The organism is Nocardia sp. NPDC004168 (assembly GCF_040610355.1).
In the GTDB taxonomy this organism is placed as follows: domain Bacteria; phylum Actinomycetota; class Actinomycetes; order Mycobacteriales; family Mycobacteriaceae; genus Nocardia; species Nocardia sichangensis.
This window is the reverse complement of sequence record NZ_JBEXME010000004.1, coordinates 410,161-436,016: the sequence shown is the minus strand read 5'-3', so window position 1 is coordinate 436,016 and position 25,856 is coordinate 410,161. Positions and strand designations below refer to the sequence as shown.

Here is a 25,856-nt window from a genome sequence, read left to right as displayed (position 1 = left end):
CGAGTCAGTCCAGTTTCGGGGCACTGGCAGGCGACACGCGTCCGTGACCAGCGGCAATATCCGACCGGTGTCGAACGTATCCACCACCGAGACCACCGCGACGCGGGAACCCGAACGGGCGGGAGCGGCGCTGGCGCCGCCACTCGGCGCGGGCGTGGTGACGGCCCTGGTCGGATTCACCAGCTCGTTCGCCGTGGTGCTGAGCGGATCGACCGCGGTCGGGGCGAGCTCCGCGCAGGCCGCGTCGGGTCTGCTGGCGCTGTGCGTCACCCAGGCGATCGGCATGATGGCGCTGAGCTACCGCTACCGCATGCCGATCACGCTGGCCTGGTCCACACCGGGCGCGGCGCTGCTGGCCGGGACGGGCGCGGTGGCGGGAGGCTGGCCCGCCGCGATCGGAGCGTTCGTGGTGACGGGGGTGCTGATCGTCGTCACCGGACTCTGGCAGCGGCTGGGCACCCTGGTCGCGGCGATCCCGGTGGAGATAGCGCAGGCCATGCTGGCCGGAGTTCTGCTGCCGCTGTGCCTGGCGCCGGTGCGGGCGGTGCAGACGAGTCCGGCGGTGGTGGCGCCGGTGATCCTGGTCTGGCTCGTGCTGCAACGATATGCCCAGCGTTGGGCGGTGATCGCGGCCTTTGTCACCGCGGCGGTAGCCGCCGGCGTGAGCATCGTCGTGCAGCACCGTCATCTCGACGTCGGCGCGATGGCTCCGCGACTGGAACTGACGCTGCCGCACTGGAGCTGGCAGGCGCTGATCGGCGTCGCGATCCCGCTCTACATCGTCACCATGGCCTCGCAGAACATCCCTGGCACCGCGGTGCTGGCCTCGTTCGACTACCGGGTGCCCTGGCGCGCGGCGATGACGGTCACCGGTCTCGGCACCGTCGTCGGAGCGCCCGCGGGCGGGCACACGATCAATCTCGCCGCCATCAGCGCCGCGCTCGCGGCGGCCCCCGCGGCGCATCCGGACCCGAAGCGGCGCTGGATCGCGGCATTCACGGCGGGCGCGATGTACCTGCTGCTCGCGCTGGGCTCGGCCGCCGTGGTCACGCTGATCGCGACCGCCCCGGCCGGAACCCTGGAAACAGTGGCCGGCCTGGCCCTGCTGGCGACCCTGGGCGCGGCCCTCGGCGCGGCGCTGCGCTCCGAACACCGCGAAGCCGCCGTGGTGACGTTCCTGATCGCCGCCTCCGGTGTCGGCTTCGCGGGGATCGGCGCCGCCTTCTGGGCGCTACTCGCCGGGCTCGTGGTGCGCAAAGTGCTGCGTTAGCGACCGGACCGAGCGAAGGCGAGGCAGCTGCACAAAAGGCGCAGCCGGACACAGTCCGTCCACAGCCCGCACCGGACCGAGCGAAGGCGAGGCAGCTGCACAAAAGGCGCAGCCGGACACAGTCCGTCCACAGCCCGCACCGGGCCGAGCGAAGGCGAGGCAGCTGCACAAAAGGCGCAGCCGGGCGCAGTCCGTCCACAGCCCGCACCGGGCCGAGCGAAGGCGAGGCAGCTGCTCAGGCCTGCAGCGCGGCCTGGAAGCGCCGCATGCCGGCGATCCAGCGGTCGTAGTCGGAGCCCTTGTGGCGGTACATCTTCAGCACCTCGGGGTGGGGCAGGATCAGGAAGTGCTCGTCGGTCACCCCGGCGAGCACGATCTCGGCGACCTCCTCCGGGGACAGCACCTCGCCCGCGCTGGTGACGGCCTTCACCGCGAGTTCCGCCTCGGCGGCGTGCTCCGGCGGAACGAGGCCGCCGCGCAGCAGCCGCGTATCCACACCCATCGGGCACACGCAGCTCACCCGCACTCCGCGGTCGCCGTAGGTGACCGACAGCCATTCCGCGAAACCGACGGCCGCGTGCTTGGACACCGCGTAGGGGGCCGAGCCGAGCTGGGTGAGCAGCCCTGCCGCCGACGCCGTGCCGACGAAATAACCACCACCACGGGACAGCCACCCGGGGACGAGCAGCCGCGCGGCGCGGACGTGGGCCATCACGTTGACCTCGAGCGCCGCCGCCCATTGCTCGTCGGTGCTGTCCAGACCCGCGCCGCCGCCGATGCCCGCGTTCGCGAAGTACAGGTCGACCGGCCCGAACTGCGCCTCGGCGCGCTCGATCAACGCGCGGATCACCGCCTCGTCGGCCACGTCTCCGCCGACGGCGACGGCATCCGCCCCGAGAGACTCCGCGACCCGCGCCGCGCTCGCACCGTCGAGGTCGGCGAGCACCACGCGCGCACCGGCGGCGACGAGCCGGGCGGCCAATGCCGCCCCGATCCCCGCGCCCGCCCCCGTGACAATGGCAACTTTGCCCGAAATCTCCATCCCCGCACCCTAACGGGACATCACCGGTCTTCCGCCGGGAAGCCCGCGACCACCTCGTAGAGCTGCGGGTGTGCGGTGGCGAACCCGGGCGCGGCGGCGAGCCGCCGCTGAAACGCCGGATTCTCCGTCGCGCTGCGCCACGCGGCGGCGCTGTCCCAGTGCGCCACGTTCACCGCCGTGTACCGCGCGGCGGGGTCGAGCGCACGGTGCAGGCGATTGTCGCGGAAGCCGGGGGCCGCGCTCATCAGCTCGGCCCTGGTTCGCCAGTGGGCCAGAAATTCCTCGAAGTGTTCGGCGGGCAGTTCGAAGACGTTGACGAAGGTGATGCCGGGTCCGTCCGAGTGCGCAGCGGAGCGATATTCGGCGGCGACCCGGTACTCGCTGCCGACGACCTCGGCCTTGGCACCGGCGGCTCGGGCCGACGCGCGGAACGCGGAGTCGCGCAGCGCCGCGTCCCTGGCGGCGACGCTGTCCCACTCCGCAACCATGACCAACGGCAGCGGCGCGTCGGCGGAGGTCGCGCGGTGCATACGGGCGGAACGGAAGCCCGGTGCCCGGCTGACCTTACCGGCGCGCTCGCGCCACTGCGCGATGTACTCGTTCGCCCCGTCGAGCGGCAGCCGGATGGTATCGATCACGGTCATTCCGTCATGCGTCATGCCGCCATCCTGAAACCTCGATCGCACTCGAGGTCAAGGATATTCAGCCCGATTTCGCCAAGCGGTCGAGCAATGGGGCGGTACGCGGACCGACCAGCTCGCGCATCACCAGCGCCATGTTCGTCCGCTCGACGCCGGGGATCTTGAGGATCTGCCCGGCGATGCGATACAGGTCGTCGGCGTCCTGCGCGACCACCCGCACGGTGAGATCGGTGAGTCCGGTCATGCCGCACACCTCGGTCACCTCGGGCACCTCGGCCAGTTCGTCCACCACCGAATCCAGCCGGTGCTGGTCCACGACGACCGCGACGAACGCCGCGAGCGGATAGCCGAGCGCGCGCGGCTCGACGCGCCGCTCGAAGCTGCCCAGCACGCCACCGGCCTCCCAGCGGGACAATCGAGCCTGCACGGTGTTGCGGGACAGGCCGAGCCGAGTAGCCAGCTCGACACCTGTCGCCCGGGGATTGGCGACCAGTTCCAATAACAGCCTGGCGTCGGTGGCGTCCAGGCTCACGCCGGCGGTTTCTCTGGTCATACCACGCAGTATGACACCACCGCGCGGGTCGCAATTGAGCATTCTGCCCATCCGACGGCCGACCACTTGCGCAGTTCGCATTCGGGTGGATGCTGTGAGATAGGACACAATCCGACCTGTCGAACACCTGGCGAGGAGGCGATCACTCATGCCGGGCAAATCCGAGTATCCGGTGCAACTGGTACAGCCGGACGGCCGTCGCGTCCTCGATCGCGAGCACGCCGCGCTGGTCGCCGACATCGGGCCGGACGACCTGCGGGCGCTGTACGAGGACATGGTGGTGGCCCGTCGGATCGACATCGAGGCCACCGCGCTGCAACGGCAAGGTCAGCTCGGCCTGTGGGCGCCCATGCTCGGGCAGGAGGCCGCCCAGGTCGGCTCCGCGCACGCGCTGCATCCCGACGACTACGTGTTCTGCAGCTACCGCGAAACGGCGGTCGCCTACTGCCGTGGCGTGCCGCCCACCGATCTCACCCGGCTGTGGCGCGGCGCCGCCCATCATTGCTGGGATCCGCACGCGGTGAACATGACCAACCCCAACATCGTCGTCGGCTCCCAAGGGCTGCACGCCACCGGCTACGCGTTCGCGGCGCACATGGACGGCGCGGAGACAGCCACCATCGCCTACTTCGGCGACGGCGCCAGCAGCCAGGGCGATCTGGCCGAAGCGCTCGGGTTCGCCGCGACCTGGAGCGCGCCCGTGGTGTTCTTCTGCCAGAACAACCAGTGGGCGATCAGCGCACCGGTGCGGGTGCAGAGCGCGACGCCGATCGCCCGCCGCGCGTACGGCTACGGCATGCCGGGCAGGCAGGTCGACGGCAACGACGTGCTCGCCGTCCTCGCCGTGACCAGGCAGGCGATCGCCAGGGCGCGCACCGGCGGCGGCCCGTCGTTCATCGAGGCGCTCACCTACCGGATGGGTCCGCACACCACGGCGGACGATCCCACCCGCTACCGTTCGGCCGCCGAGACCGAGCAATGGGCGCGGCGCGATCCGATCGACCGTATCCGCAGGTTGCTCGAGCGCGAGGGCCACTGGGACGACGCGTTCGGCACGCGGGTTGCCCAGCGGTCGGACGAGACGGCGGCAGTGGTGCGCCGCGCGACCATCGACATGCCCGATCCCGCGCCGCGCGAACTGTTCGAGCACGTCTACACCACCCCGCATCCGCTGATCACCGAACAGCGGAGGGCGTACGCGGAGTACCTGGCCGGCGATCCCGGCGGGCCCTCCGCACGAGGAGAAGGAGTCCCGCGATGATCACCACCTTCGCCGCCGCGCTCAACACCGGCCTGCGCCGCGCGCTGGAGGACGATCCGAAGGTCTTGCTGATGGGCGAGGACATCGGGCGCCTCGGCGGAGTGTTCCGGGTGACCGACACGTTGCAGAAGGACTTCGGCGACAATCGCGTCATCGATACGCCGTTGGCCGAATCCGGCATCATCGGAACGGCTTTCGGCATGGCGCTGCGCGGCTACCGGCCGGTGTGCGAGATCCAGTTCGACGGATTCGTCTATCCCGCGTTCGACCAGATCGTCTCGCACGTGGCCAAGATCAACTACCGCACCCAGGGAAAGGTCAACGCGCCGTTGACCATTCGCATCCCGTTCGGCGGCGGCATCGGTTCGGTCGAGCACCACTCCGAATCACCCGAGGCGTATTTCGCGCACACCGCCGGGCTGCGCGTCGTGACACCGAGCAACCCGGCCGACGCGTACTCGATGATTCGCGCGGCGATCGCGCTGAACGATCCGGTGATCTTCTTCGAACCCAAACGCAGGTACTGGGACAAGGCCGACGTCGATTTCGCCGCGCTCGACCGCGACGGCGGCCTGCCGCTGGATCGCGCGCGCGTGTGCACGACAGGCGCGGACGCGACCGTCGTCGCCTACGGCGGGACCGTGGCGACCGCGCTGACGGCCGCGAAGATCGCCGCGCGGGAGGGACACGCGCTCGAGGTGATCGACCTGCGCAGCCTCTCGCCGATCGACTTCGACACCGTCGAGGAGTCGGTCGCGAAGACCGGGCGGCTGATCGTCACGCACGAGGCGCCGGTATTCGCCGGGCTCGGCGCGGAGATCGCCGCCCGCGTCACCGAGCGCTGCTTCTATCACCTGGAAGCGCCCGTGTTGCGCGTCGGCGGATTCGACATCCCCTACCCCCCGGCTAAGCTCGAAAAGCACCATCTGCCCGACCCCGACCGCATTCTCGACGCGGTCGACCGTTCCCTCGCCGCGTGAGGCGGGCTCGCCGTAGTGAGAGGTGCCGCGTGGAAAACTCGGTCGGCCATGATCTTCCGGCGTCCGTGCTGGAATTCCGGCTGCCGGACCTCGGCGAAGGGCTGGCCGACGCCGAACTGGTGTCGTGGGCGGTGGCCGAGGGCGACACGGTCGAGCTGAACCAGGCCATCGCCGACGTGGAGACGGCCAAGGCGGTCGTCTCGTTACCGTCGCCGTTCGCGGGCCGCGTGGTCGAATTGCTGGCGCGGCCGGGCGACACCGTCGCGGTCGGGTCGCCGCTCATTCGCATACAGGCGGCTGGAGCGGAAGAGACGCCGAACGACACGGGGCGCACGTCGGTCCTGGTCGGCTACGGCCCTGAGGCGGAGGCGACGTCCCGGCGGCGTCCTCCCGCACAGCCCGCCGTTTCGCGGTCCGACCGCGCGGACGGCCAGGCGGAGGCGCAGGGCGTTTCGCGGTCCGACCGCGCGGACAGTCAGGCGGAGGCGCGGGGCGTTTCGCGGTCCGACCGCGCGGACAGCCATGCAGAGGCGCAGGGCGTTTCGCGGTCCGACGGCACGGAGAGCCTGGCGGAAAAGGTTCACGAGCAGCAACCGGGCACCGTGCTCGGCGCGCCGCGGGCGGCGGCGACACCCGCCGCGCGGAAACTGGCTCGCGAACTCGGCCTGGACCTGTGGTTCATCGCGGGTTCCGGCCCAGGCGGCGCGGTCACCGTCGAAGACGTGCGCGGCGCTGTACCCGTCTCGCAGCCGCGTCCGGCCACCGCGCCCGCCGTCGCGGACGCCGGAGCGCGCCCGTCCGCCCGCGAGGAGCGCACCCCGGTCAGCGGCATCCGCAAACGCACCGCGGCGGCGATGCTGACCAGCGCGCGCACCATCCCGCAGGCCAGCACGTTCGTCACCGCGGACTGCACCGCCTCGATGGAACTACTCGATCATCTACGCAGTACGAAATCCTTCGCGGGCCTGGCCTTGACGCCGCTGCCGCTCGTCGCCGAGGCGGCGCTCGCCGCGCTCGCCGACTTCCCCGGCATGAACGCCTGCTGGGATGAAGCCGCTCAGGAAATCGTCACCAAGCACTACGTCAACCTGGGTATCGCGGTGGCCACCGAGCGCGGGCTGCTGGTACCGAACATCAAAGAGGCGCAGACCCTGAGCCTGCGCGACCTGACCCGCGAGATCGGCTGGCTGGCCGACACCGCGCGCGCGGGCAGCGCGACGCCCGCCGAGCTGCGCGGCGGCACGTTCACCATCACCAACGTCGGCGTCTTCGGCGTGGACGCCGGAGTCCCGCTGGTCAATCCGGGCGAGGCCGCCATCCTGTGTCTCGGCTCGATTCGCAAGCGGCCGTGGGTGGTGCGCGACGAGATCGCGATCCGGTGGGTGACCACCCTGGGCGTCAGCTTCGACCATCGCATGGTCGACGGCGAACTCGCCGCCCGCTTCCTGGCCACTGTCGCGGGATTCCTGGAGGACCCGCTCACCTTGCTCAGCCGCGTGTGACGCGCCCGCCGGTCAGTCCGTGACGAGCTCCGCCGCGGCGGTGCGGATGACCTCCGGGATCTCGACCGGCTTGCGGGTCTCGGCGTCCACGTAGACGTGCACGAAGACACCGGTGGCGGCCAGTTCCAGCGCGCCGTCGGCCTCGCGGAAGATGGCCAGGTCGTAGGTGATGCTGGAGCGGCCGAGCCGGGAGATGCGCAGGCCGACCCGCAACTGATCCGGGAAGCTGATCGAGCCGAGGTACTGGCAGGAGGTCTGCGCGACCACGCCGAGCGCGGGCAGGTCACGGATGTCGGTTCCGGTGGCGTGCATCAACCATGCGTTGACCGCGGTGTCGAAGTACGAGTAGTAGGTCACGTTGTTCACGTGCCCGTAGTGGTCGTTGTCGGCCCACCGGGTCGGCACCGGCCAGAGCACCGGATACTGCTGCGTCACCCGGCCGACGATAGCTCAGTGGCGGTCACGCCCAACCGGTGGTCGCGCGGGGAGATCCCGAAGTGCCGTTTGAACGCGGTGCTCAGCGCGAAGGCGCTGCCGTATCCGACCTGACGGGCGATGGCCTCGATGGTGGCATCGGATTCCTGCAACAGGTCCGCGGCCAGCGCCAGCCGCCATTCGGTGAGGAACGCCATCGGCGGCTCACCCACCAGATCGGTGAACCGGCGCGCCAGCGCCGCCCGCGACATCCCCACCGCCTCGGCCAGGCCCGCGACCGTCCACCCGTGCGCCGGATTGTGCTGCAACAGGCGCAGAGCCTTGCCGACCAGCGGGTCACCGTAGGCGTGGTACCAGCCGGGCGCGTCGGCGCGGGAGAACCAGGCGCGCAACGCGGCGATCAGCACCAGATCCAGCAGGCGGTCCAGCACCGCGCTCTGCGCGGGCTCGTCCTTGATCACCTCGTCGACCAGCAGGTCGAGCACCCGACTGTCGAACTCGCCGCGCCGCAACACCAGCACCGGCGGGAGCGCGCGCAGCAGGCGACGGCTGGCCGCGCCCGCGGACTCGTAGGTTCCGGTGACCATCAAGGTCGCCCCGTCCGGGTCGGTTCCCCACTGCCGGACGCCGAGGCTCAGTGTCTCGCAGAGGACTTCACCCTGTGGCGTCTTCGTCACCTGACCGGGATGGATGATGATCTGCGGTTCGGTCGCCGGGTCGTCGGCCACCGTGTACGGCGCGGGCCCACGGAAGATCGCGACGTCCCCCGCGCCGAGCTGCCACGGTGCGTCCTCGTCGGTGACAATCCACGCGCCGCCGCGAATCATCGACAGCACGGTGAGCGGAGCCTCGTCCTGGATACGCAGCGACCACGGCGGATCCAGCAGCGAACACATCAGGAACGCGCCGCGAGCGCGAGGGCCTTCGAGCAGACTGGCGAGCGCATCCACCCGTCCACAGTAGACGATCACGCATGGCCACAGGCCGGTGCGCCAGGTTCCGTCTCGACTGCGCCGGATATTCCGGGCTACCCGCCGACGTGGTGAGTCTGTTCGGCACCGGTGCTCGATGGTCGCAACGCCGAGCCCGTAGAGGAAGTGCGGCGCGCGCTCGGCCGGAGCCCGGATTTCGCCGACTACGTCGGGGAACGGCGGTTGGCGGAATCCGGAATGTCCCGGCACCGTGACGCGTTTCACAGGATGAAAAGGACTCGCTCGCGGACGTGACGCGCAGTGTCGAGCGTCCCGCACGGCCGCACGACCAGGTCAACGGCGCCCTGGGCCGGTTCCGCGAGCGAGTCCGGTCGGGGTGGGGATTTTCTCGGTACCGTCGAAATGGTGTTGAGCCCGACGGTCGATCGTCAGTTCCGTGTGGCGCGTGCCGCGGTATTCACGGTTTTCGCGTTGAACGGCTTCCTGCTCGCCATGTGGGTGGTGCACATTCCGGTCGTCACCGACCGCACTGGGGTCGCCAAATCGACGCTGGGCATGTTCATCCTGCTGATGTCGGGCGCGGGCATCGTCGGGATGCGACTGGCGGGTCCGCTCGCCGATCGGTTCGGCAGCAGGACATTGGTCGGCGCCGCGGCGTGCTTCGGGTCGGTCGCGGTGGTGGGCCCCGGCTTCGCCACCGGGCCGTTCACCTTGGCGCTCGCGCTGGCCTGCTTCGGTTTCGGCAACGGAGCGCTGGACGTGTCGATGAACACCCAAGCGGTGCATGTGGAACGGGCCTACCGGCGTCCGATCATGGCCGCCTTCCACGCGTTGTTCTCCGGCGGTGGACTGGTCGGGTCCCTGCTCGGAGCCGCCGCGCTCCGGGCGGGCTGGGATGTGCGGGTGACCCTGGTCGTCGCCGCGGTGGGCTGCGTCGCTCTGGTCCTGACGCTGGTGCCGCGTTTGCTGCGGGAGACGGCATCGGAAACGGCGGAGTCCCCCGGCGTCGCCTCGTCCGTCCACGCGACCGAATTCGGCGCCGCACCACTGGAACACGACGCGACGGTGTCGCTGCGTCAGGGCGATTCGTCCGGGCACGACGTCATGCCGACAGGGACCGATGCGGCGTCCACCGCACAGTCGCCGGACCGGCTCGACCGAGACCGATCATCGCGCGCTCCCGCCACGACCTCCCTCGATACTCGCGCTCGCGGCCGAAAGGTGCTCGCGCTGGCCGTGCTCGCCTTTTCCCTGCTCTTGGCCGAAGGCGTGGCCGCCGACTGGAGCGCATTGCAGCTGCGCGACCATCTGGACGCCGACGCTGCTACCGCGGCACTGGCCTTCGGCGCCTTCTCCACCACGATGACGGTCGGGCGGTTCGCCACCGACCGGGTCAGCCACGTCTTCGGCGGGGTCGCGGTGGTGCGCTACGGCTCGCTCCTCGCGGCCATCGGCCTGGCCGTGATCGTCGTCTCGCCGTGGATTCCGCTGACGCTGCTCGGCTGGGCCTTGACCGGCCTCGGACTCGCCGGGGGCATCCCGCAGATCTTCAGCGCGGCGGGGAATCTGGGCTCCCGCACGGCCGCGACCGACATGTCACGGGTGTTCAGCGTCGGCTACCTCGGCTTGCTCGCCGGGCCCACGGTCATCGGCTGGCTCACCGCCGTGATGTCGCTGACCACGGCGATGGTCGTGCCGATCCTCGCCGTACTGCTGTGCTGCGCGTACGCGAGCGTCGTCGCCACGCCACGCTGACCGGATCACGAAGTCCAGGCTCCGCCGAACAGGAAGCCGAGCCGAGCCCGGAACACGGCGATCGGCGCGCGCACGAACCATCTGGTCCGCAGCAAACGCGCGCCGATGCTCGTCATCGTTTCCAAGCTAGCCCCAACCGCTACTTGGGCGGCGCCAGGCACATGGTGATCGGCTCGGGCTTGGGGTAGACGATGGTGTCGTTCTCGGTCGCCTTCGCTCCGCACGCGGACTTGTCCGCGGTGCCCCGCACGATCCGGCCGATCTTGAAGTCCGCCGTCGACCCGCAGGCCACCTTGGTGCTGGCGCCGAGGAAACCGCCGTCGATGCAGTCGCCCTCCTTGACGTTCAGCCGCAGGCATAGCGTGTACTCGTCGCCGCCGGTCTGGTAGTAGCTGGCGTAATCCTTGGTGGCGCAGTCCGCGTTCGCCCCGTCGAGCCGTTGCGCCACCACGTAATTGGCTTCGGCGTCGGAGCATTCCTTGGTTTCGAACTCGGCTTTGACGGTGGTGCCCGACAGCTTCGCGCACTGACCGATCTCGATCTTCTCGCCGTCCGAGCGGAACACGGTGCGAGCGCCCACGATCAGCAACCCGATCACCAGGACGACGCCGAGTATGCCGAGGATCTTGCCGATGCCGCTCCCGCCCCGATTCTGTCGGGGCGGGGATCCGGGCGGCGGGAACCCGCCGCCGGGGTAACCCGGCTGCGGCGGGAAACCACCCTGCGGCGGGTAGCCCGGCTGCGGCTGACCGGGATAGCCGGGCTGGGGATAACCCTGCGGCTGACCGGGATTTCCCGGCTGGCCCGGAAAGCCCTGCGGCGCACCGGCAGGCGGCTGCTGCGGATAGCCGGGCTGGCCTGGATACGGTTGATTCGGTGGTGTGGTCATGGATCCCCTCCCCGGGTCTCGCTAGATTCCGTGCGCACAGAAGCGACGGGCGAACCCATGGAATCTAGCCGATCGGTGCGCGTACCGCCGTGTGGGATACCGCCCGGTTCGCCGCACCGACTCGCCAACCGGCGCAAAGGCTTCGGTTCGCCAGAGTTCTCACAGGTACAGCCCTGGATTCACCGCGTCCACAGCGACGGCATCGATCCGTGCCTCGCCGTCGCGCGCCGAGACGAGTTCGGCCAAACTCGCGCCGTCCGGAAACGCGGTGGCCGGGCCCGGCCGCTCGCGATCCAGCCAAGCCGCCGCCTCGCCGGAGGACAGCCGCCCGATCTCGATCCGCGCCAGGCACCGGCCCGGCCGCGTCACCGCCGGATGCAGGCGGGACAGATCCTCGTTGGTGGTGATGGCGACGAGCACGTCCCTGCCCTGGCCGAGCATGCCGTCGGTGAGGTTCAGCAACCGCGAGAGACCCTGCCCGGCAGCTTCCTTCGCTTCTCCGCGTATCAACTCGTCGCAGTCTTCCAGCACCAGCATCCGCCAGCGGGGCATGCTCTCCTCGGCGTTGTCCACACCGGCGGCCACCTCCATCAGATAGCCGGGCTTGCCGAACATCACCTCGGGATCGAGCACGCAGTCGAGCTGGCACCAGCCGCCCCAGGCCCGTGCCAGTGCGCGCAGCGCGGTGGTCTTGCCGGTGCCGGGCGGTCCGTGCAGCAGCACCAGTCTGCCGCGTACGTCGTCGGCGGTGAGCGTCATCAGGCGGTCCAGCGCGGTGGCGACCTGCCCCGCGTAGTTGCCACGGATCGTCGACCACTCGGGCGCCGTGATCGAGCGCGCACGCCGCTGCGGACCGTGGTTGTGCATGTGCCAGAAGCCCATCTCGACGGTCTCGCCCACCTCCGACGGCGCCGCCGCGTCCCGGATGGCCTCGGCGAGCAACTCGTCCGCGAGCGCGTCGGTGACGGCGGTGACCTCGACCATCGCCGAGCCGCCCGACCAGCGCACCGACCGCAGCGACCAGCCGGGGCCCACGACCAGCGCGGCCCCGCTGTCGTTGTCGCGTACGGTGCGCACCACGCGGCCGCGGGCGGGACGCAACGGTGCGTCCGGTCGCACCCGTTCCAGCTGCGCGGTGCGCGCGCATGGATGATCGCCGCGCAGGAACGGACCGAGCGCGAGGGCATCGATCGCGTCGCGGATGGAGTAGGTGGAATCGACTACGACGGTCCACGGCAGCCGCTCGGCCGGATCGGCCGAGGGCTCCCCGGGACCGATCAACCGAAGAGACTCATGACGTGCGGACACTTCGAGAATGATCCGGGGCGGCGGGGCACGGTGTCCATCGAATTACGACAGTGCCCCCTCCACACCACAGCGGAGGGGGCACTGCGCGGAAACGCTCGGCCTACAAGGCCTTGAGTTCTTCGGTGACTGCTCCGACGGATTTCTTGGCGTCGCCGAACAGCATGGACGTGTGGTCGGCGTAGAACAGCGGGTTGTCGATTCCGGCGAAACCACTGTTCATGGAGCGCTTGAGCACGATCACCGACTTGGCCTGGTCGACGTTGAGCACGGGCATGCCGTAGATCGGGCTCGAGGAGTCCTCACGGGCGGCCGGGTTGGTGACGTCGTTGGCGCCGATCACCAGGGCGACGTCGGTGCGATTGAATTCGCCGTTGATGTCGTCCATTTCCTTGAGCGCGTCATAGGACACTTCCGCCTCGGCCAACAGCACGTTCATGTGGCCGGGCATGCGACCGGCGACCGGGTGGATGGCGTATTTGACCTCCACACCCTTGGCCTCCAGCAGCGAAGCCATCTCCTTGACCGCGTGCTGCGCCTGCGCGACCGCCATACCGTAGCCGGGGACCACGATCACCTGGTTGGCGTACGCCATCTGGATCGCGGCGTCCGCGGCGGAGGTGGCCTTGGCCTGCTTCTGCTCACCATCACCGGCGCCCGGCGCGGTCCCGCCGCCACCGAAGCCGCCCGCGACGATCGCCGGAATGGACCGGTTCATCGCCTTGGCCATCAGGTTGGTCAGGATGGTGCCCGACGCGCCGACGATCATGCCCGCCACGATCATCGCGGTGTTGTTCAACGCCAAACCCGCCGCGGCGGCCGACAGACCGGTCAACGCGTTCAGCAGCGAGATCACCACCGGCATGTCCGCGCCACCGATCGGCAGCACGACCATCAACCCCAGCACACCCGCGAGCACCAGCACCGCGATCATCCACAGCTGCGACACCCCCTCACCCGTGGCGCCGACACCGATCACCACCGCCGCGGCCACCGCACCCAGCAGCAGCAACAAGTTCAACGGTTGCTGCAACTTCCCGATCCCGATCGGGCGGCCGGGCAGGATCTCCTGCAACTTGCCGAACGCGATCAACGAACCCCAGAACGACACCGAACCGATGATCGCCGCGAACAGCGACCCGATCACGATGTGCACCGTCGGCTCCTCGTCGAAATGCGAGAAACCCTGGGAGTTGATGAATTCCGACCACGCGATGAGCGCGACCGTGCCACCGCCGACACCGTTGAACGCGGCCACCAGCTGCGGCATCGCGGTCATCTTCGTGTACTTCGCCGGCGGCACACCCAGCACGACGCCGACCACCAGACCGGCGACGATCAGAATCCAGTTGCTGGTGTGGCGGATCGAGATCAACGTCGCGATCACCGCGATCACCATGCCCACCGCGGCGATCAAGTTGCCGCGCACCGCGGTCTTCGGGCCGGTCAAACCCATCAGACCGTAGATGAACAGCGAGAACGCCACGATGTAGAGACCGTTGACCAGATAGGTCACGTTGTCGAAGGTATGCATCATTCACCGGCCTTCTGAGCAGCGGGCTTCTTGCTCTTGAACATGCCCAGCATGCGGTCGGTGACCACGAAACCACCGATGACGTTCAGGGTTCCGAACACCACCGCGACGAACAGGATGATCTGGGTCAGGATCGAGGGATCCTGCACGTTGCCCAAGGTGACCAGCGCACCGAGCACCACGATGCCGTGAATAGCGTTGGTGCCCGACATCAACGGCGTGTGCAACGTGTTCGGGACTTTGGAGATCACGGCGAAACCCACGAACCCCGACAACACCAGGATCGCGATATTCGCCAGAAGTTCGGTATACATCAGTTCTCCACCTTCGCCTCGGTCGGCTCCGACACAGCCGCTGCCTCGGCGGACTCCGCTGCCCCCGTCGCCTCGGCAGGCGCCTCGGGCGCGTCCGGCTCACGGGTGACGCAGGAATCCGCCAGCACCTGGTCGCTGAAGTCGGGCGCGAGCTTGCCGTCCACCAGCATCAACTCCAGCAATGCCGCGATGTTCTTCGAATACAACTCCGAAGCGTGCTCGGGCATGGTCGCGGGCAGATTCAACGGCGAGGCGATGGTCACCTCGTGCTTCACCACGACCTCACCCGGCTCGGTCAGCTCGCAGTTGCCGCCGGTCTCTCCCGCCAGGTCCACGATCACACTGCCGGGCTTCATACCTTCCACCGCGGCCGCGGTCACCAACCGGGGCGCGGGACGGCCCGGCACCAACGCGGTCGTGATCACCACGTCGAAGCCCTTGATCGCGTCCTCGAGCGCCTGCTGCTGCTTCGCCTTCTCCTCGTCGGTGAGCTCACGGGCGTACCCGCCCTCACCGGCGGCATCGATGCCCAGATCCAGCCACTGCGCACCCACCGACCGCACCTGATCGGCCACCTCGGGGCGCACGTCGTAACCGGTGGTCCGTCCGCCAAGACGCTTCGCGGTGGCCAGCGCTTGCAGACCGGCCACACCCACACCGAGCACCAGCACCGTCGCCGGCTTCACCGTGCCCGCCGCCGTGGTCAACATGGGGAAGAACCGCGTCGACTCCGACGCCGCCAGCAACACCGCCTTGTAACCCGCCACATTCGCCTGCGAGGACAACGCGTCCATCACCTGCGCACGCGAGATCCGCGGAATCGCCTCCACCGCGAACGCCTGCACCCCCGCCGACTTCAGCGCACCGATCTGATTCTCGGCATTGCGCGGCGCGAGGAAACCGATCAGCGTCTGCCCCGACGACAGCTTGCCCACCTCGGCGTCACTGGGCGGGGCGACTTTCACCACCACATCCGCCGACCACGGATCGCCGATCGACGCACCCGCCTCCACATAGGCTTCGTCGGGAATCAGCGCGCCTTTCCCGGCCCCGGGCTCGACGACAACTTCCACACCCTGTTTCACCAGGCTCGGAATGATTTTCGGCACCAAAGCGACACGTCGCTCGCCCGCGTTGGATTCGCGAACGACACCGACACGCGCGCCGCGCGGCGACAGATCGCCTACGCTCTGCGTTGTCTCCACTTGTCAGACTTCCTTCTCTTACTGAGCTTCAGGCAACGGGCAGACGACCGGACGATGTTACCGATGAGTAAGTTCGCCCAAATCTTCGCAACTGTACCTGGCCCGCCGTGAGCCTAGCTGAGATGCCCATCACACACGCCGGACGGATCGCGCTAGGACGCCGGAGTTCCTCGGTCGCCACCGAGGGAGCCGCCGACCGCCGAGCGGCGTCCACCGTTTTTCCTTTTCGCTGTGTGATCGTGGTCTCCGCAGGTGAACACGGCAAGACCGTACGGAGAAGTTCGTTACCAACCTCGAGGTTGGGCACCTGGTGGGACGCCCGGCCCACAGCGGCATAGTGACATGCGTCATGCCGATCGGCGATCCGGGGTGTTCCGCTCGGCTCGTACGCCGTATGGTCCAGCGTGTGAACGACTGCGTCTTCTGCCGCATCGTGGCAGGCGAGGCACCGGCGGCGAAAGTGTACGAGGACGACACGCTGTGCGCGTTTCTCGATGTCCGGCCGGTCGCCCGCGGGCACACGCTGGTCATACCGAAGCGGCACGCCGCCGAGTTGGAGGACCTCGACGCCGAGCTCGGTGCGCAGATCTTCCGGACCGGTCATCGGCTCGCCCTGGCCATCCGGCGCAGCCGCCTCGCCGCCGACGGCGCCAATCTGGTGCTCAACGACGGAACGGCGGCGTTCCAGACCGTTCCGCACGTCCACCTGCACGTGATCCCGCGCAGACACGGCGACACGCTGCGATTCGCGAAGGGCTTTCTCCTGCGCCGCCCGCACGATCCGATATCCACCGCCGCGGCCATCCGGGAAGGGATCGCGGCATTGGACAACGAGGGCACAAGCCCGGAAAAGGAAACCGAGGGATGACCGAGACGTTCGATCGGGCCACGCTGATCGACCTGCTGTCACGGCAGTGGGAGGCGATCGACGCGCTGGTCGCTCCGCTGGACGAGGATCACTGGCGCACCCCGTCGTCGCTGCCGGGCTGGAGCGTATTCGACGTCGTCGCCCACATCATCGGCACCGAATCCTTCCTGCTGGGTGACCGGCCGCCCGCGCACGATCCGACCAAGGCCAAGACCGACGTGCGCACGCTGCCCTACGTGCGCAACGAGACCGCGGTGCTCAACGAGATCTGGGTCGACCGGCTGCGCCCGCTGTCCGGGGCCCGCCTGCTCGCGTTCTATCGCGACGTCATCGACCGCAGGCGCGCGGCGCTCGCGGCCATGGGCGACGCCGAATGGGAGAAGGAGACGGTCACGCCGATCGGGCAGGTGACCTACGGCAGGTTCATGCGGGTGCGGTTGTTCGACTGCTGGATGCACGAACTCGACATCGCCGACGCGCTCGGGGTGCGGGTCGAGGAAGGCGGTCCCCGCGGCGAATTGGCCTTCGACGAGTTCGCGGCCGGCATTCCGCGCGTGGTGGCGAAGAAGGGCGAAGCGCCGGAGGGCGCGCGGATCGCCTTCGCGCTGACCGGTCCGCTGGCCAGAACCCTGCGTATTCAGGTGGCGGGCCGGGCGAACTACGTGGACGCGTTCGACGGACCCGCCACCGTCGAGGTCGGCTTGGACTCTCGGCTTTTCGTGCGTCTCGGCGGCGGTCGGACCAGCGCCGAGGAGCATTCGAGCGAGATCACCGTCGAGGGCGACGACGAACTCGGGCAGCGCCTCGTCCGCCACCTGGCCTTCACCATCTGAGCCGCCGGTGCGACTGTTCCTGTCCAGCTACCGGTTCGGCGCGCACTACGACCGCCTCGTCACGCTCGCGGGGCCGCCCGGCCGGGTCGCGCTGATCCCCAATGCCTGCGACGCCTGGCCGCAGGCGTGGGCGGGTGCGGTGACCAGCGACCTGGCGCCGCTGCGCAAACTCGGCTACCAGCCCGAGGTGCTCGACCTGCGCGAGTACGTCCGCCGGGAAGCCGAGCTGGAACGGAAGCTGGCGGAGTTCCCGCTCGTGTGGGTGCGCGGCGGAAACACGTTCGTGTTGCGCGCGCAGTTCGCCCGCAGCGGCGCGGATCGCGTTCTGCCCCGGCTACTCGCCGCCGACGCGCTCGTCTACGCCGGTTACAGCGCCGGGGCCTGCGTGCTGACCCCGGACCTGCACGGCCTGGATGCGGTGGACGATCCGGCCGAGGTCGCTCCCGCCTGCGGCGTCGAACCGCAGTGGGACGGACTGGGTCTGGTGAACCGCAGGATCGTGCCGCACATCGATTCGGCCACCGACCCCGAAGGCGACTGCACTCGCCTCGCGGCTCGCTACCGCGCCGAAGGCGTCGCGCACTGGGCGCTGACCGACGACGACGTGATCGTCGTCGACGGGGCGCGCACCGAAGTGCTGATCAGTCCGGTGGCGTCGTGATCTCTAGTTCGGGATCGCTGTCCGACACGACGATAAACATGCTCTCCTTGCAGGCGGCCGAGGGTCGAGATCGGGGTCGAGTGCCACATTCGCGGCGCTGAGATCGCCCGTCACGTCAGGCGCCAACGCCGATTCCCTACATGAAGACGGCTCGACGATCGTCGTCGCACGGACCCCGGGCGACCGGCAGCGGTGGCTGGGATGACCCACAGCCGTCGTCCGACAGCCGAGCGGCCATAGTCGTCGCACGACCCCCGGGCGACCGGTAGCGGTGGCTGGGATAACCCACAGCCGTGTCCGACAGCCGAGCGGCGATCGTCGTCGCACGGACCCCTGGGCGACCGGTAGCGGTGGCAACCCATGGGATGCACAGCCGTTGTCCGACAGCCGACGGCGATCGATGTCCGTCGATTCAGGGCGAGTCGTCCAGACCGGCGGCCACTCAGCCGGGTCGCGGCCTCCTCATGTCGCGATACAGGTGTCCGCAGCACATCTCCACCGCCGACACCTCACATCGCGTCGGGAGCCAGCTCCGGTTCCGGCTCGACCGCGCGGCGGAAGACCACCCAGCGCATGGCGCTGTACATGTAGACGGCCTCGCACGCGCCCGCCAGCAACCGGGACACGTGGTACTCCACGCCGAGCGCGGTGAGCCCGCTGCCGATGCCCAGGATGAACGCGAGGTAGTTGACCACCACCACCACGACGTACACCGCGGCCTGCCTGCCGACCGGCGCGTGGGAATGGAAGTTGAACGTGCGGTTGAGCACGAAGCTGAGCCCGAACGCGCACACGTATGCCACCGTCACCGACGACCACACCGGCAGTTCGAACCAGCCGTGCAGGACGGTGAGCAGCGCCAAGTCGGCGGCGAAGGTGCCGCTGTTGATCAGCGCGAAGCCGAGGAAGGTCGGCGGGACGAGACGGTTCAGCCCGAACGGCAGCCGGTGCACGACCGACTCGCACCAGCGGGTGAACCGGTCGGCGATGGTGTCGGCGGTCTCGGACAGCTCGTGCACGCGACCAGCGTGCCAGCGGCAGATGTCCGGCAGATGAGCGGGCGGCGACCGCCGGGTGGCTCAGCCGATCTGCGCCTGGCCCGGGTCGTCCGCGGCGTGGTCCAGGCTCGCCCATGCCGCCAGGCATCGCCGTCGCGCGACATCGTCCGCGTCCGCCAGCAGCGCCTCCAGCAACTCGCGGGGCTCGCGCCGCCAGAGATCGGCCAGCTCGGCGCACGTCTCCTTGTCGAAGACACCGGAGCGGTCCAGCGCGGTCAGCCATTCCTCGTGCTCGCCCGCGTGCACCCGGCGCAGCACGTCGGGGTCTATACCATCCTCGACGAACTCGCTGGAGAACATCGCGGCGACCAGTTCCCGGCGACTCGGTTGCTCGCCCTGCATCCGTTCCATCCCTCCAAGTGCTCCGCGGCGAACCGCATGGACTGCCGGCGCCACGACGTGGCGACGCCAGGAGAACTCGATGCCCCGAACAGTCAAGCCCCTGTCGGCATTCTGGTCTCCCGTAGGCGGTAATACCACTGTGGCGGCTGACATCACATTCCAGGCCGTCCGTTCGCCACACACGCACGGTCGACCGATCAGCAAATATCGGGCACGGGGAGCTAGCGTGAGGTGGTGGACCTGCATGACTTGATCGCCGCCCTCCCCGACGGCGCGGTGCTCACCGACGTCGACCTGCTGGCGAGCTACCGCCAGGACTGGGCGCGCGATCCCGGCGCGGGCACCGCCCTGGCCGTGGTGCGCGCCACCAGCACCGACGACGTGGCCGCGACGCTGCGGTGGGCCAGCGCGCATCGCGTCCCGGTGATTCCTCGCGGTGCCGGGTCCGGGTTGTCCGGCGGCGCGACGGCCGTCGACGGAGCGATCGTGCTGACCACCGAGCGGATGCGGGAAATCTCCGTCGACCCGGTGACCCGGACCGCCGTGGTGCAGCCCGGCCTGCTGAACGCCGAGGTCAAGCGCGCGGTCGCGGAGCACGGGCTGTGGTATCCGCCGGACCCGTCGTCGTTCGAGATCTGCTCGATCGGCGGCAACGCCGCGACCAACGCGGGCGGCCTGTGCTGTGTGAAGTACGGCGTCACCACAGACTACGTGCTCGGCATGCAGGTCGTGCTCGCCGACGGCACCGTCGTGCGGCTCGGCGGTCCGCGTTTGAAGGACTCGGCCGGGCTGTCGCTGACCAAGCTGTTCGTCGGCAGCGAGGGCACGCTGGGCGTGATCACCGAGCTGACGCTTCGGCTGCTGCCCGCCCAACCGCCGCAGAGCACGGTCGTCGCCAGTTTCGCCACGCTCACCGCCGCCACCGAGGCCATCCTGACCATCACCGGCGAACTGCGCCCGTCGATGCTCGAGTTCATGGACTCGGTGTCGATCAACGCCGTGGAGGACGAGCTGCGGATGGGGTTGGACCGGAAGGCGGCCGCGCTGCTGGTCGCGCGCTCCGACGCCCCCGGCGAATTCGCCCACCGCGAGGCCGAGATCATGGCGGCGGCCTGCGAGAAAGCAGGAGCGACAGAGGTTTTCCACACCGAGGACCCGGCCGAGGGTGAAGCGTTCACGGCCGCCCGACGTCTGGCGATCCCGGCCGTGGAGAAGCTCGGGCCGCTGCTGCTCGAGGACGTCGGCGTTCCGCTGCCCCGGCTCGGCGACTTGGTGAGCGGCGTCGCCGAAATCGCCGAGCGCAACGAGGTCACAGTGTCGGTGATCGCGCACGCGGGCGACGGCAACACCCACCCGCTGATCGTGCACGACCCCACCGACGCCGACCACACCGCGCGAGCGAACCGCGCCTTCGGCGAGATCATGGACCTCGCCATCGCCCTCGGCGGCACCATCACCGGTGAACACGGCGTCGGACGATTGAAGAAGGCATGGCTGCCCGACCAACTCGGCCCCGACGTCATGGCCCTGACCCGCCGCATCAAGGACGCCCTCGACCCCGACGGCATCCTCAACCCCGGCACGATCCTGTAACCACCGCGACGGAACATTCCCCACGCACAAGGAGTTCTACCCCGACATGACGACCAGGCTCGAACACAACGTCGCCGATACCCGTTTCGAGATCTACATCGACGACACCCTAGCCGGGTACGCCGACTACGCCGAACGCGAAAACCCCAAGGTCCGCGACTTCCACCACACCCTGACCTTCCCCGAATTCCGAGGCCGAGGCGTAGCCGCCCAAGTCGTCGAATACGCCCTCAAAGACTCCCGCACAGCGGGTTTCTCGGTCATCCCCACCTGCTGGTACGTAGAGCAGTACATCACCCAACACAGCGAATACGCCGACTTGGTGAAGTAAACACACCCGAGCGCCGCGAGTGGCACACCACCGAGAGGTCTACTCGCGTTTTGCCACAGCCATGTGCCACTCGCGAAAGTGTGCCAGCGGGCTGATGGTGGGTTCAGGGTCGCTTGAAGTCTCCGGCGGTGATGCCAGTGGTGAAGGTGTTCCACTCGCCGGGCGTGAAGACCAGCGCTGGGCCGGTCGGGTTCTTCGAGTCGCGTACGCCGACACGGCCTCCCGCGAGGAAAGCGACCTCGACGCACGCTTTGTCGCCACCGCTTCGGCTGCTTTTGAACCACTTCGCCTCGGAGAAGTCGTAATTCACAGTGCGTACTCCCTTGCCATCTGCCGGAGCAGATTCCTGCTCTGATCCGGGTCCAGCGCCGCTCGCTCGAGCTGCCGGTAGGCATCGACATACCGGTTCACAGCGCCGAGCTTCTCCAGGTACAGATCGCCTGTGAAGCTCTCGACGTAGACAACAGTAGGCTCCTTCGGCTGCCGTTTGCCGTCTCCCCCGGACTTCAGGATCACGAACGGACCGACGGCCACACCCATGGGGAATCCGGCCGAGAAGGGAAGCACTCGGATCGTGACGTTGGGCAAACCCATGAGATCCACGAGATGACGGAGCTGGGCGGACATGACTCGGTCGTCGCCGACCATCCCGCGCAGCACGGACTCGCGAAGTATTGCGTTCACGTTTACGGGCTTTGTTTTGCGTGTTATCAGTGCTTGGCGTTTGCGCCTGAGATGGACCCGACGCTCGTGTTCCAACGCGGTGTCATCCGGGTAGACAGCGCGAATCAATCCGCTCGCGTACGCAGGGGTCTGGAAGATCCCCGGCACCAGTTCCGGTTCGTACCAGGTCAGCGACCGTGAAGTGGCCTCCAGATCCACGAACACATCGAAGTTCTCGGGGATCAGGTCGCCGAACTCATGCCACCACGACTTCACGCTCGCCTGCTTCGCCAGCCCGACCAGTGCGTTCGTGTACTCCTCGGTGAAGTCGTAGATCTTGCACAGCGCCTCCACATCGACGGTGCGAATGCGCTCGGTCTTGCCGACTTCCATCCGCTGAACGGTGCTGACGCTCCACTGCATCCGTTCGCCGACGTCGGCCAACGTCAATCCCGCCGCTTCCCGTCCGTTTCGCAGATGCCTGCCCAGCTGACGACGAGGCAGGGTCGAGCCACCACTTTCGGCCATGCGATTCCTGTCCACTCCGGGCGACCCGGGATTCTCATCTCCGGGCCGATTCTCATTGCAGAATGAAAAACGTGCTGGTCGAGCTGATGAGATCTCATCTTTACCTAGTTCATCGGACAGGTCCAGTGGTTCGCTGATCGTGCGCCCGGCAGGGGACGACGGAAACACTCGCACCGCAAAGTAATTCGCTCCCCGCACGGCTACCGACCAGGGATCACCAGAGCTATGGGCGCACCCTGAACCCCTTCGATGAAGCAGAGGTCTCGTTGCGCCACATAGCGTTTGGAGACACGCCGTTGTCTCGCTGTCACTACTACCGCCAGGTATGCGGACTCCCCGCGGTCGTGGACCCTCCCCAGATCGGGCGGATCATCGTCCGCACCGGAATGGTCTGGGGCATAACCATGCCCGCTGTACTGGGACAGCACGTGAAGGTGTGGATGCAGGACCACGGCCACGAGCTGGGGCCGATCCTGTCGCATCCACGCTCGAAGCGGTGGACGTTCATCATCCGGCCGGACCTACCGGACGACGTGCCGCTGTTCGCCGAGATGTTCCGCTTGAACGTGTCCATCATCCGCTACGGCGGCATGATCGCGCTGCCGAGCCCTGCCGACCGAGGGACCAAGTTCCGCGCGTGGATACTACGCCCGGACACGGCATTTCGCCCTTCCGGCTGCGTGGTCGTCGCGGCGATCCGCCATTGCGTGGCCGCGAAGCTCGCGCGCGGTCGACGGGTGATCGCATATGCCTGACCGCGCAGTCTCCCCGATCCCGTCGGAGCCGGATGTGCACCTGTCGGTGTTCTGGCACGGAGCCCGCCTGGACTTCGTCGCCTGCGTAACGGCCGCATGCCTTTTCGTCCAGGAATGGCGGACCCGGCACTGGCACGACGCAGTGGAAGTATCCACAGACACCACCGACGACTACCCCAGACTCCCGTGCGAACGCCTCTACCTGGAGCCCTGACAGCGCCCCCAACGACGTCGCCTCGGCAAAGTCCGCGACATAGGTCCACGAGTGGCACACCAGCGAGAGGGTCACTCGCGTTTTGCCGCAACCATGCGCCACTCGTGGCTGCATCGCTTCGAGAGGGGCGCGCCTGGGATGGGGCTGACTCCGGGCCCTGGCGAAGCGCAGGCATCGGGACGTCCCGGTGATCCGGGTTTCAGGTGCGCACCTATTCGGTGCCGTCGAGCCGACAGCGGGCGCGCGGTGTGATCGACAGGATGTTCGGGCGGCTTATGCCTCGACGTCTCGAGAGACGGTTTCAGGCGCGCCCGAACATCCGGCGATCTACAACAACCTCACTTGAGCAGGGCGCGGCTCATCACCAGGCGCTGGATCTGGTTGGTGCCCTCGTAGATCTGAGTGATCTTGGCGTCGCGCATCATCCGCTCCACCGGGAAGTCGGTGGTGTAACCGGCGCCACCGAACAGCTGGACGGCGTTGGTGGTGACCTCCATGGCGACGTCGGAGGCGAAGCACTTGGCGGCGGCGGAGATGAAGCCGAGGTTCTTCTCGCCGCGCTCGGCACGGGCGGCCGAGGTGTACACCATGAGGCGGGCGGCCTCGATCTTCATCGCCATGTCGGCGAGCATGAACTGGGTGTTCTGGAAGTCGGCGATCGACTTGCCGAACTGCTTACGGTCCTTGGTGTAGGCGATGGCCGCGTCCAGTGCGCCCTGGGCCAGGCCGACGGCCTGCGCGCCGATGGTGGGGCGAGTGTGGTCGAGGGTCTGCAGCGCGGTCTTGAAGCCGGTGCCCGGCTCGCCGACGATGCGGTCACCCGGCACCCGGCAGTTCTCGAAGTACAGCTCGGCGGTGGGCGAGCCCTTGATGCCGAGCTTGTGTTCCAGCGGGCCGACCACGAAGCCCTCGTCGTCCTTGTGCACCAGGAAGGCCGAGATGCCGTTGGCGCCCTTGTCCGCGTCGGTCACCGCCATCACGGTGTACCAGGAGGACTTGCCGCCGTTGGTGATCCAGCACTTGGAGCCGTTGATGATCCAGTCGTCACCCTCCTGCTTGGCCCGGGTGCGCATGCCTGCCGCGTCGGAGCCCGCCTCGCGCTCGGACAGCGCGTAGGAGGCCATCTCGCCGTTGACGATGTCCGGCAGCACCTTCTGCTTCAGCTCCTCGGAGCCGTTCAGGATCAGGCCCATGGTGCCGAGCTTGTTGACGGCGGGGATCAGCGAGGACGAACCGCAGACGCGCGCGACCTCTTCGATCACGATGCAGGTGGCCACCGAGTCGGCGCCCTGGCCGCCGTAGGCCTCGGGGACGTGCACGGCGTTGAAGCCGGAGGCGTTGAGCGCGGTCAGCGCCTCCTCCGGGAAGCGGGAGTTGCCGTCGACGTCCTTCGCGTGCGGGGCGATCTCCTTCTCCGCGAGGGCGCGGATCGCTTCGCGTAGTTCGTCGTGGAAGTCCTCGAGCTTGAACAGATCGAAATCGGGGTTTCCCGCCATGGGGCCTTCACTCCTGATCGTCGGTGGTCGGCGCCGCTTTCCGTCGAACAAAAGCAGCATCTCGGCACTCAGTGCCATATATGAATCGAGTATACCCATATGGACGCCGATTACGTGGGGAGATGACGTGGCACTCAGTGTCAGATCGGTCGCACTTCGATCCGGTTCTACAGGTTGCCGAGCTTGCGGACCAGCAGGTCCGCGATCTGCTTCGGCGCGACGTCACGGGGAAACACCGCGACGACCAGCTCGTCCGCGCTCGCGGTACGCCCGGCGCCGCGCGGGATGGCGGCCAGCTCCATCCGCAGGTCCGCGGCGCCCGCGTCCGACTCGCCGCGCACCATGCGGCGCAGCAGATAGTTGTGTGTCGCCGTCACCGCGGCGGTGAACTGCACCCGGGCCAGATCGGGAACGTCGGGCAGCCGCTCACGCAGGTAGTCGGTGAACAACCGTTCATAGCGGAACACCGTGACGATCTCGCGCTCCCGCAGCGCGGGCACCCGCCGGACCACCTGGTAACGCCGCGCCGCGATCTCCCGCCACTGCGTGAACCGCTCGAACACCTGCACCACCGCCGAGCACACCGCCTCCCACGGGTCCTCTCGCGAGGCGGCTAGGAACTCCTCCGCTTGTGCCAGCTGGGACTCGTGGTCGGCGAAGATCACGTCCTCTTTCGACCGGAACTGCCGGAAGAACGTGCGCCGGGAGATGCCGGCCGCCTCCGCGATCTCGTCGACGGTCGTCGCCTCATACCCCTTCTCGGCGAACAACCGCAGCGCCTGATCCACCACCGTGAGCCGAAAATGCGCGGTGTCGTCGCCTCCCCGCGTTCGAGCGATATCCCCTGTAGTCACGACCTCACACCGTAGTCAGCGGCCGAGAGCGCGAGTCCCCGA

28 protein-coding genes and 1 pseudogene are annotated in these 25,856 nt (G+C 68.4%); 12 read left to right on the top strand and 17 right to left on the bottom strand.

Annotation, left to right across the window (positions count from 1 at the left end; genetic code table 11):
- Positions 1 to 130: 130 nt before the first annotated feature.
- On the top strand, positions 131 to 1,270 hold the full coding sequence (locus ABZW96_RS11435) for a benzoate/H(+) symporter BenE family transporter (protein ID WP_355073775.1): 1,140 nt from the start codon (positions 131 to 133) through the stop codon (positions 1,268 to 1,270).
- A gap of 235 nt (positions 1,271 to 1,505) precedes the next feature.
- Here the strand turns inward: ABZW96_RS11435 and ABZW96_RS11430 are convergent, their stop codons facing one another.
- The 3 genes from ABZW96_RS11430 to ABZW96_RS11420 are packed head-to-tail and all read right to left on the bottom strand — an operon-like array spanning position 1,506 to position 3,506.
- Entirely contained in the window at positions 1,506 to 2,312 is an 807-nt protein-coding gene (locus tag ABZW96_RS11430; RefSeq protein ID WP_355073619.1) for an SDR family oxidoreductase, read from the bottom strand.
- 20 nt (positions 2,313 to 2,332) lie between these two features.
- Positions 2,333 to 2,971, bottom strand: a complete 639-nt coding sequence (locus tag ABZW96_RS11425; RefSeq protein WP_355073617.1) for an antibiotic biosynthesis monooxygenase — start codon at positions 2,969 to 2,971, stop codon at positions 2,333 to 2,335.
- A 43-nt stretch (positions 2,972 to 3,014) separates the two neighbouring features.
- Positions 3,015 to 3,506 carry an Lrp/AsnC family transcriptional regulator gene (locus ABZW96_RS11420; RefSeq protein WP_355073615.1) on the bottom strand — a complete coding sequence of 164 codons (492 nt, stop codon included), beginning with the start codon at positions 3,504 to 3,506 and terminating at the stop codon, positions 3,015 to 3,017.
- A 148-nt stretch (positions 3,507 to 3,654) separates the two neighbouring features.
- Between ABZW96_RS11420 and pdhA the strand changes: the two genes are divergently transcribed.
- From pdhA to ABZW96_RS11405, 3 genes are read left to right on the top strand one after another with little or no spacing between them, the layout of a single operon-like run.
- Entirely contained in the window at positions 3,655 to 4,767 is a 1,113-nt protein-coding gene (pdhA, locus tag ABZW96_RS11415) for a pyruvate dehydrogenase (acetyl-transferring) E1 component subunit alpha (protein WP_355073613.1), read from the top strand.
- The gene (locus ABZW96_RS11410; RefSeq protein WP_355073611.1) at positions 4,764 to 5,747 is read left to right on the top strand and encodes an alpha-ketoacid dehydrogenase subunit beta; all 984 of its coding nucleotides are present in this window, start codon (positions 4,764 to 4,766) and stop codon (positions 5,745 to 5,747) included. The genes pdhA and ABZW96_RS11410 overlap by 4 nt, the downstream gene beginning before the upstream one ends.
- Positions 5,748 to 5,776: 29 nt before the next feature.
- Positions 5,777 to 7,249, top strand: coding sequence for a dihydrolipoamide acetyltransferase family protein (locus ABZW96_RS11405; protein WP_355073609.1), 1,473 nt, complete (start codon positions 5,777 to 5,779; stop codon positions 7,247 to 7,249).
- Positions 7,250 to 7,261: 12 nt separating this feature from the next.
- Here ABZW96_RS11405 and ABZW96_RS11400 read toward each other — a convergent pair whose 3' ends face one another.
- Positions 7,262 to 7,684, bottom strand: a complete 423-nt coding sequence (locus ABZW96_RS11400; protein WP_355073607.1) for a thioesterase family protein — start codon at positions 7,682 to 7,684, stop codon at positions 7,262 to 7,264.
- Positions 7,681 to 8,634, bottom strand: a complete 954-nt coding sequence (locus ABZW96_RS11395; protein ID WP_355073605.1) for an AraC family transcriptional regulator — start codon at positions 8,632 to 8,634, stop codon at positions 7,681 to 7,683. The genes ABZW96_RS11400 and ABZW96_RS11395 overlap by 4 nt, the downstream gene beginning before the upstream one ends.
- Positions 8,635 to 9,018: 384 nt before the next feature.
- Between ABZW96_RS11395 and ABZW96_RS11390 the strand changes: the two genes are divergently transcribed.
- On the top strand, positions 9,019 to 10,371 hold the full coding sequence (locus ABZW96_RS11390; protein WP_355073603.1) for an MFS transporter: 1,353 nt from the start codon (positions 9,019 to 9,021) through the stop codon (positions 10,369 to 10,371).
- 20 nt (positions 10,372 to 10,391) lie between these two features.
- Here the strand turns inward: ABZW96_RS11390 and ABZW96_RS11385 are convergent.
- The 6 genes and pseudogenes from ABZW96_RS11385 to ABZW96_RS11360 form a co-directional block, all read right to left on the bottom strand.
- Positions 10,392 to 10,487 (bottom strand): annotated as a pseudogene (locus tag ABZW96_RS11385) (nitroreductase family deazaflavin-dependent oxidoreductase); the annotation flags it as partial.
- A gap of 23 nt (positions 10,488 to 10,510) precedes the next feature.
- The gene (locus ABZW96_RS11380) at positions 10,511 to 11,260 is read right to left on the bottom strand and encodes a hypothetical protein (RefSeq protein WP_355073601.1); all 750 of its coding nucleotides are present in this window, start codon (positions 11,258 to 11,260) and stop codon (positions 10,511 to 10,513) included.
- A 159-nt stretch (positions 11,261 to 11,419) separates the two neighbouring features.
- Positions 11,420 to 12,568 (bottom strand): DUF5925 domain-containing protein, encoded by a 1,149-nt coding sequence (locus ABZW96_RS11375; RefSeq protein WP_355073599.1) that lies wholly within the window; start codon positions 12,566 to 12,568, stop codon positions 11,420 to 11,422.
- Between the two features lie 100 nt (positions 12,569 to 12,668).
- The gene (locus ABZW96_RS11370) at positions 12,669 to 14,081 is read right to left on the bottom strand and encodes an NAD(P)(+) transhydrogenase (Re/Si-specific) subunit beta (protein WP_355073773.1); all 1,413 of its coding nucleotides are present in this window, start codon (positions 14,079 to 14,081) and stop codon (positions 12,669 to 12,671) included.
- A gap of 17 nt (positions 14,082 to 14,098) precedes the next feature.
- Positions 14,099 to 14,413, bottom strand: a complete 315-nt coding sequence (locus ABZW96_RS11365) for an NAD(P) transhydrogenase subunit alpha (RefSeq protein WP_063023007.1) — start codon at positions 14,411 to 14,413, stop codon at positions 14,099 to 14,101.
- Entirely contained in the window at positions 14,413 to 15,618 is a 1,206-nt protein-coding gene (locus ABZW96_RS11360; RefSeq protein WP_355073597.1) for a Re/Si-specific NAD(P)(+) transhydrogenase subunit alpha, read from the bottom strand. The genes ABZW96_RS11365 and ABZW96_RS11360 overlap by 1 nt, the downstream gene beginning before the upstream one ends.
- Before the next feature lie 406 nt (positions 15,619 to 16,024).
- Here ABZW96_RS11360 and ABZW96_RS11355 point away from each other — a divergent pair, with 406 nt between their 5' ends.
- Genes ABZW96_RS11355 through ABZW96_RS11345 form a run of 3 tightly spaced genes read left to right on the top strand, consistent with a single transcriptional unit; the run spans position 16,025 to position 17,980 of the window.
- A complete protein-coding gene (locus ABZW96_RS11355) occupies positions 16,025 to 16,486 on the top strand; it encodes an HIT family protein (protein WP_355073595.1) in 462 nt (153 codons plus the stop codon).
- Positions 16,483 to 17,319, top strand: a complete 837-nt coding sequence (locus ABZW96_RS11350) for a maleylpyruvate isomerase family mycothiol-dependent enzyme (RefSeq protein WP_355073593.1) — start codon at positions 16,483 to 16,485, stop codon at positions 17,317 to 17,319. Before ABZW96_RS11355 ends, ABZW96_RS11350 begins: the two co-directional genes overlap by 4 nt.
- Positions 17,320 to 17,326: 7 nt before the next feature.
- A complete protein-coding gene (locus ABZW96_RS11345; protein WP_355073591.1) occupies positions 17,327 to 17,980 on the top strand; it encodes a Type 1 glutamine amidotransferase-like domain-containing protein in 654 nt (217 codons plus the stop codon).
- A 509-nt stretch (positions 17,981 to 18,489) separates the two neighbouring features.
- Here ABZW96_RS11345 and ABZW96_RS11340 read toward each other — a convergent pair.
- Positions 18,490 to 18,999 carry a GtrA family protein gene (locus tag ABZW96_RS11340; RefSeq protein WP_355073589.1) on the bottom strand — a complete coding sequence of 170 codons (510 nt, stop codon included), beginning with the start codon at positions 18,997 to 18,999 and terminating at the stop codon, positions 18,490 to 18,492.
- A gap of 60 nt (positions 19,000 to 19,059) precedes the next feature.
- Positions 19,060 to 19,389 (bottom strand): hypothetical protein, encoded by a 330-nt coding sequence (locus tag ABZW96_RS11335; RefSeq protein WP_355073587.1) that lies wholly within the window; start codon positions 19,387 to 19,389, stop codon positions 19,060 to 19,062.
- Between the two features lie 225 nt (positions 19,390 to 19,614).
- Between ABZW96_RS11335 and ABZW96_RS11330 the strand changes: the two genes are divergently transcribed.
- Together ABZW96_RS11330 and ABZW96_RS11325 are read left to right on the top strand one after the other, a co-directional pair.
- Positions 19,615 to 20,973 carry an FAD-linked oxidase C-terminal domain-containing protein gene (locus ABZW96_RS11330; RefSeq protein ID WP_355073585.1) on the top strand — a complete coding sequence of 453 codons (1,359 nt, stop codon included), beginning with the start codon at positions 19,615 to 19,617 and terminating at the stop codon, positions 20,971 to 20,973.
- Between the two features lie 46 nt (positions 20,974 to 21,019).
- Positions 21,020 to 21,304, top strand: a complete 285-nt coding sequence (locus tag ABZW96_RS11325; RefSeq protein WP_355073583.1) for a GNAT family N-acetyltransferase — start codon at positions 21,020 to 21,022, stop codon at positions 21,302 to 21,304.
- Positions 21,305 to 21,407: 103 nt separating this feature from the next.
- Here ABZW96_RS11325 and ABZW96_RS11320 read toward each other — a convergent pair whose 3' ends face one another.
- Both ABZW96_RS11320 and ABZW96_RS11315 read right to left on the bottom strand, forming a co-directional pair.
- A complete protein-coding gene (locus tag ABZW96_RS11320) occupies positions 21,408 to 21,614 on the bottom strand; it encodes a DUF397 domain-containing protein (protein WP_355073581.1) in 207 nt (68 codons plus the stop codon).
- On the bottom strand, positions 21,611 to 22,663 hold the full coding sequence (locus ABZW96_RS11315) for a helix-turn-helix transcriptional regulator (RefSeq protein ID WP_355073579.1): 1,053 nt from the start codon (positions 22,661 to 22,663) through the stop codon (positions 21,611 to 21,613). The genes ABZW96_RS11320 and ABZW96_RS11315 overlap by 4 nt, the downstream gene beginning before the upstream one ends.
- Before the next feature lie 176 nt (positions 22,664 to 22,839).
- Between ABZW96_RS11315 and ABZW96_RS11310 the strand changes: the two genes are divergently transcribed.
- On the top strand, positions 22,840 to 23,250 hold the full coding sequence (locus ABZW96_RS11310; RefSeq protein ID WP_355073577.1) for a DNA-directed RNA polymerase subunit beta: 411 nt from the start codon (positions 22,840 to 22,842) through the stop codon (positions 23,248 to 23,250).
- Complete coding sequence (locus tag ABZW96_RS11305) at positions 23,243 to 23,464, top strand: hypothetical protein (protein WP_355073575.1); 222 nt, start codon at positions 23,243 to 23,245, stop codon at positions 23,462 to 23,464. The genes ABZW96_RS11310 and ABZW96_RS11305 overlap by 8 nt, the downstream gene beginning before the upstream one ends.
- Before the next feature lie 338 nt (positions 23,465 to 23,802).
- On the opposite strand, the gene ABZW96_RS11300 is transcribed toward ABZW96_RS11305, so the two are convergent.
- Together ABZW96_RS11300 and ABZW96_RS11295 are read right to left on the bottom strand one after the other, a co-directional pair.
- Positions 23,803 to 24,960, bottom strand: a complete 1,158-nt coding sequence (locus ABZW96_RS11300) for an acyl-CoA dehydrogenase (protein ID WP_355073573.1) — start codon at positions 24,958 to 24,960, stop codon at positions 23,803 to 23,805.
- Between the two features lie 167 nt (positions 24,961 to 25,127).
- Positions 25,128 to 25,814 (bottom strand): TetR family transcriptional regulator, encoded by a 687-nt coding sequence (locus ABZW96_RS11295; protein ID WP_355073571.1) that lies wholly within the window; start codon positions 25,812 to 25,814, stop codon positions 25,128 to 25,130.
- Between the last annotated feature and the right edge of the window lie 42 nt (positions 25,815 to 25,856).

Excerpts from the sequence above, each read along its gene's own strand:
- pdhA (WP_355073613.1), top strand. The coding sequence starts at position 3,655 with ATGCCGGGCAAATCCGAGTATCCGGTGCAACTGGTACAGCCGGACGGC.
- ABZW96_RS11350 (WP_355073593.1), top strand. The coding sequence starts at position 16,483 with ATGACCGAGACGTTCGATCGGGCCACGCTGATCGACCTGCTGTCACGG.
- ABZW96_RS11365 (WP_063023007.1), bottom strand. The coding sequence starts at position 14,413 with ATGTATACCGAACTTCTGGCGAATATCGCGATCCTGGTGTTGTCGGGG.
- ABZW96_RS11390 (WP_355073603.1), top strand. The coding sequence starts at position 9,019 with ATGGTGTTGAGCCCGACGGTCGATCGTCAGTTCCGTGTGGCGCGTGCC.
- ABZW96_RS11430 (WP_355073619.1), bottom strand. The coding sequence starts at position 2,312 with ATGGAGATTTCGGGCAAAGTTGCCATTGTCACGGGGGCGGGCGCGGGG.
- ABZW96_RS11380 (WP_355073601.1), bottom strand. The coding sequence starts at position 11,260 with ATGACCACACCACCGAATCAACCGTATCCAGGCCAGCCCGGCTATCCG.
- ABZW96_RS11300 (WP_355073573.1), bottom strand. The coding sequence starts at position 24,960 with ATGGCGGGAAACCCCGATTTCGATCTGTTCAAGCTCGAGGACTTCCAC.
- ABZW96_RS11335 (WP_355073587.1), bottom strand. The coding sequence starts at position 19,389 with ATGGAACGGATGCAGGGCGAGCAACCGAGTCGCCGGGAACTGGTCGCC.
- ABZW96_RS11305 (WP_355073575.1), top strand. The coding sequence starts at position 23,243 with ATGCCTGACCGCGCAGTCTCCCCGATCCCGTCGGAGCCGGATGTGCAC.
- ABZW96_RS11425 (WP_355073617.1), bottom strand. The coding sequence starts at position 2,971 with ATGACGCATGACGGAATGACCGTGATCGATACCATCCGGCTGCCGCTC.
- ABZW96_RS11410 (WP_355073611.1), top strand. The coding sequence starts at position 4,764 with ATGATCACCACCTTCGCCGCCGCGCTCAACACCGGCCTGCGCCGCGCG.
- ABZW96_RS11420 (WP_355073615.1), bottom strand. The coding sequence starts at position 3,506 with ATGACCAGAGAAACCGCCGGCGTGAGCCTGGACGCCACCGACGCCAGG.
- ABZW96_RS11325 (WP_355073583.1), top strand. The coding sequence starts at position 21,020 with ATGACGACCAGGCTCGAACACAACGTCGCCGATACCCGTTTCGAGATC.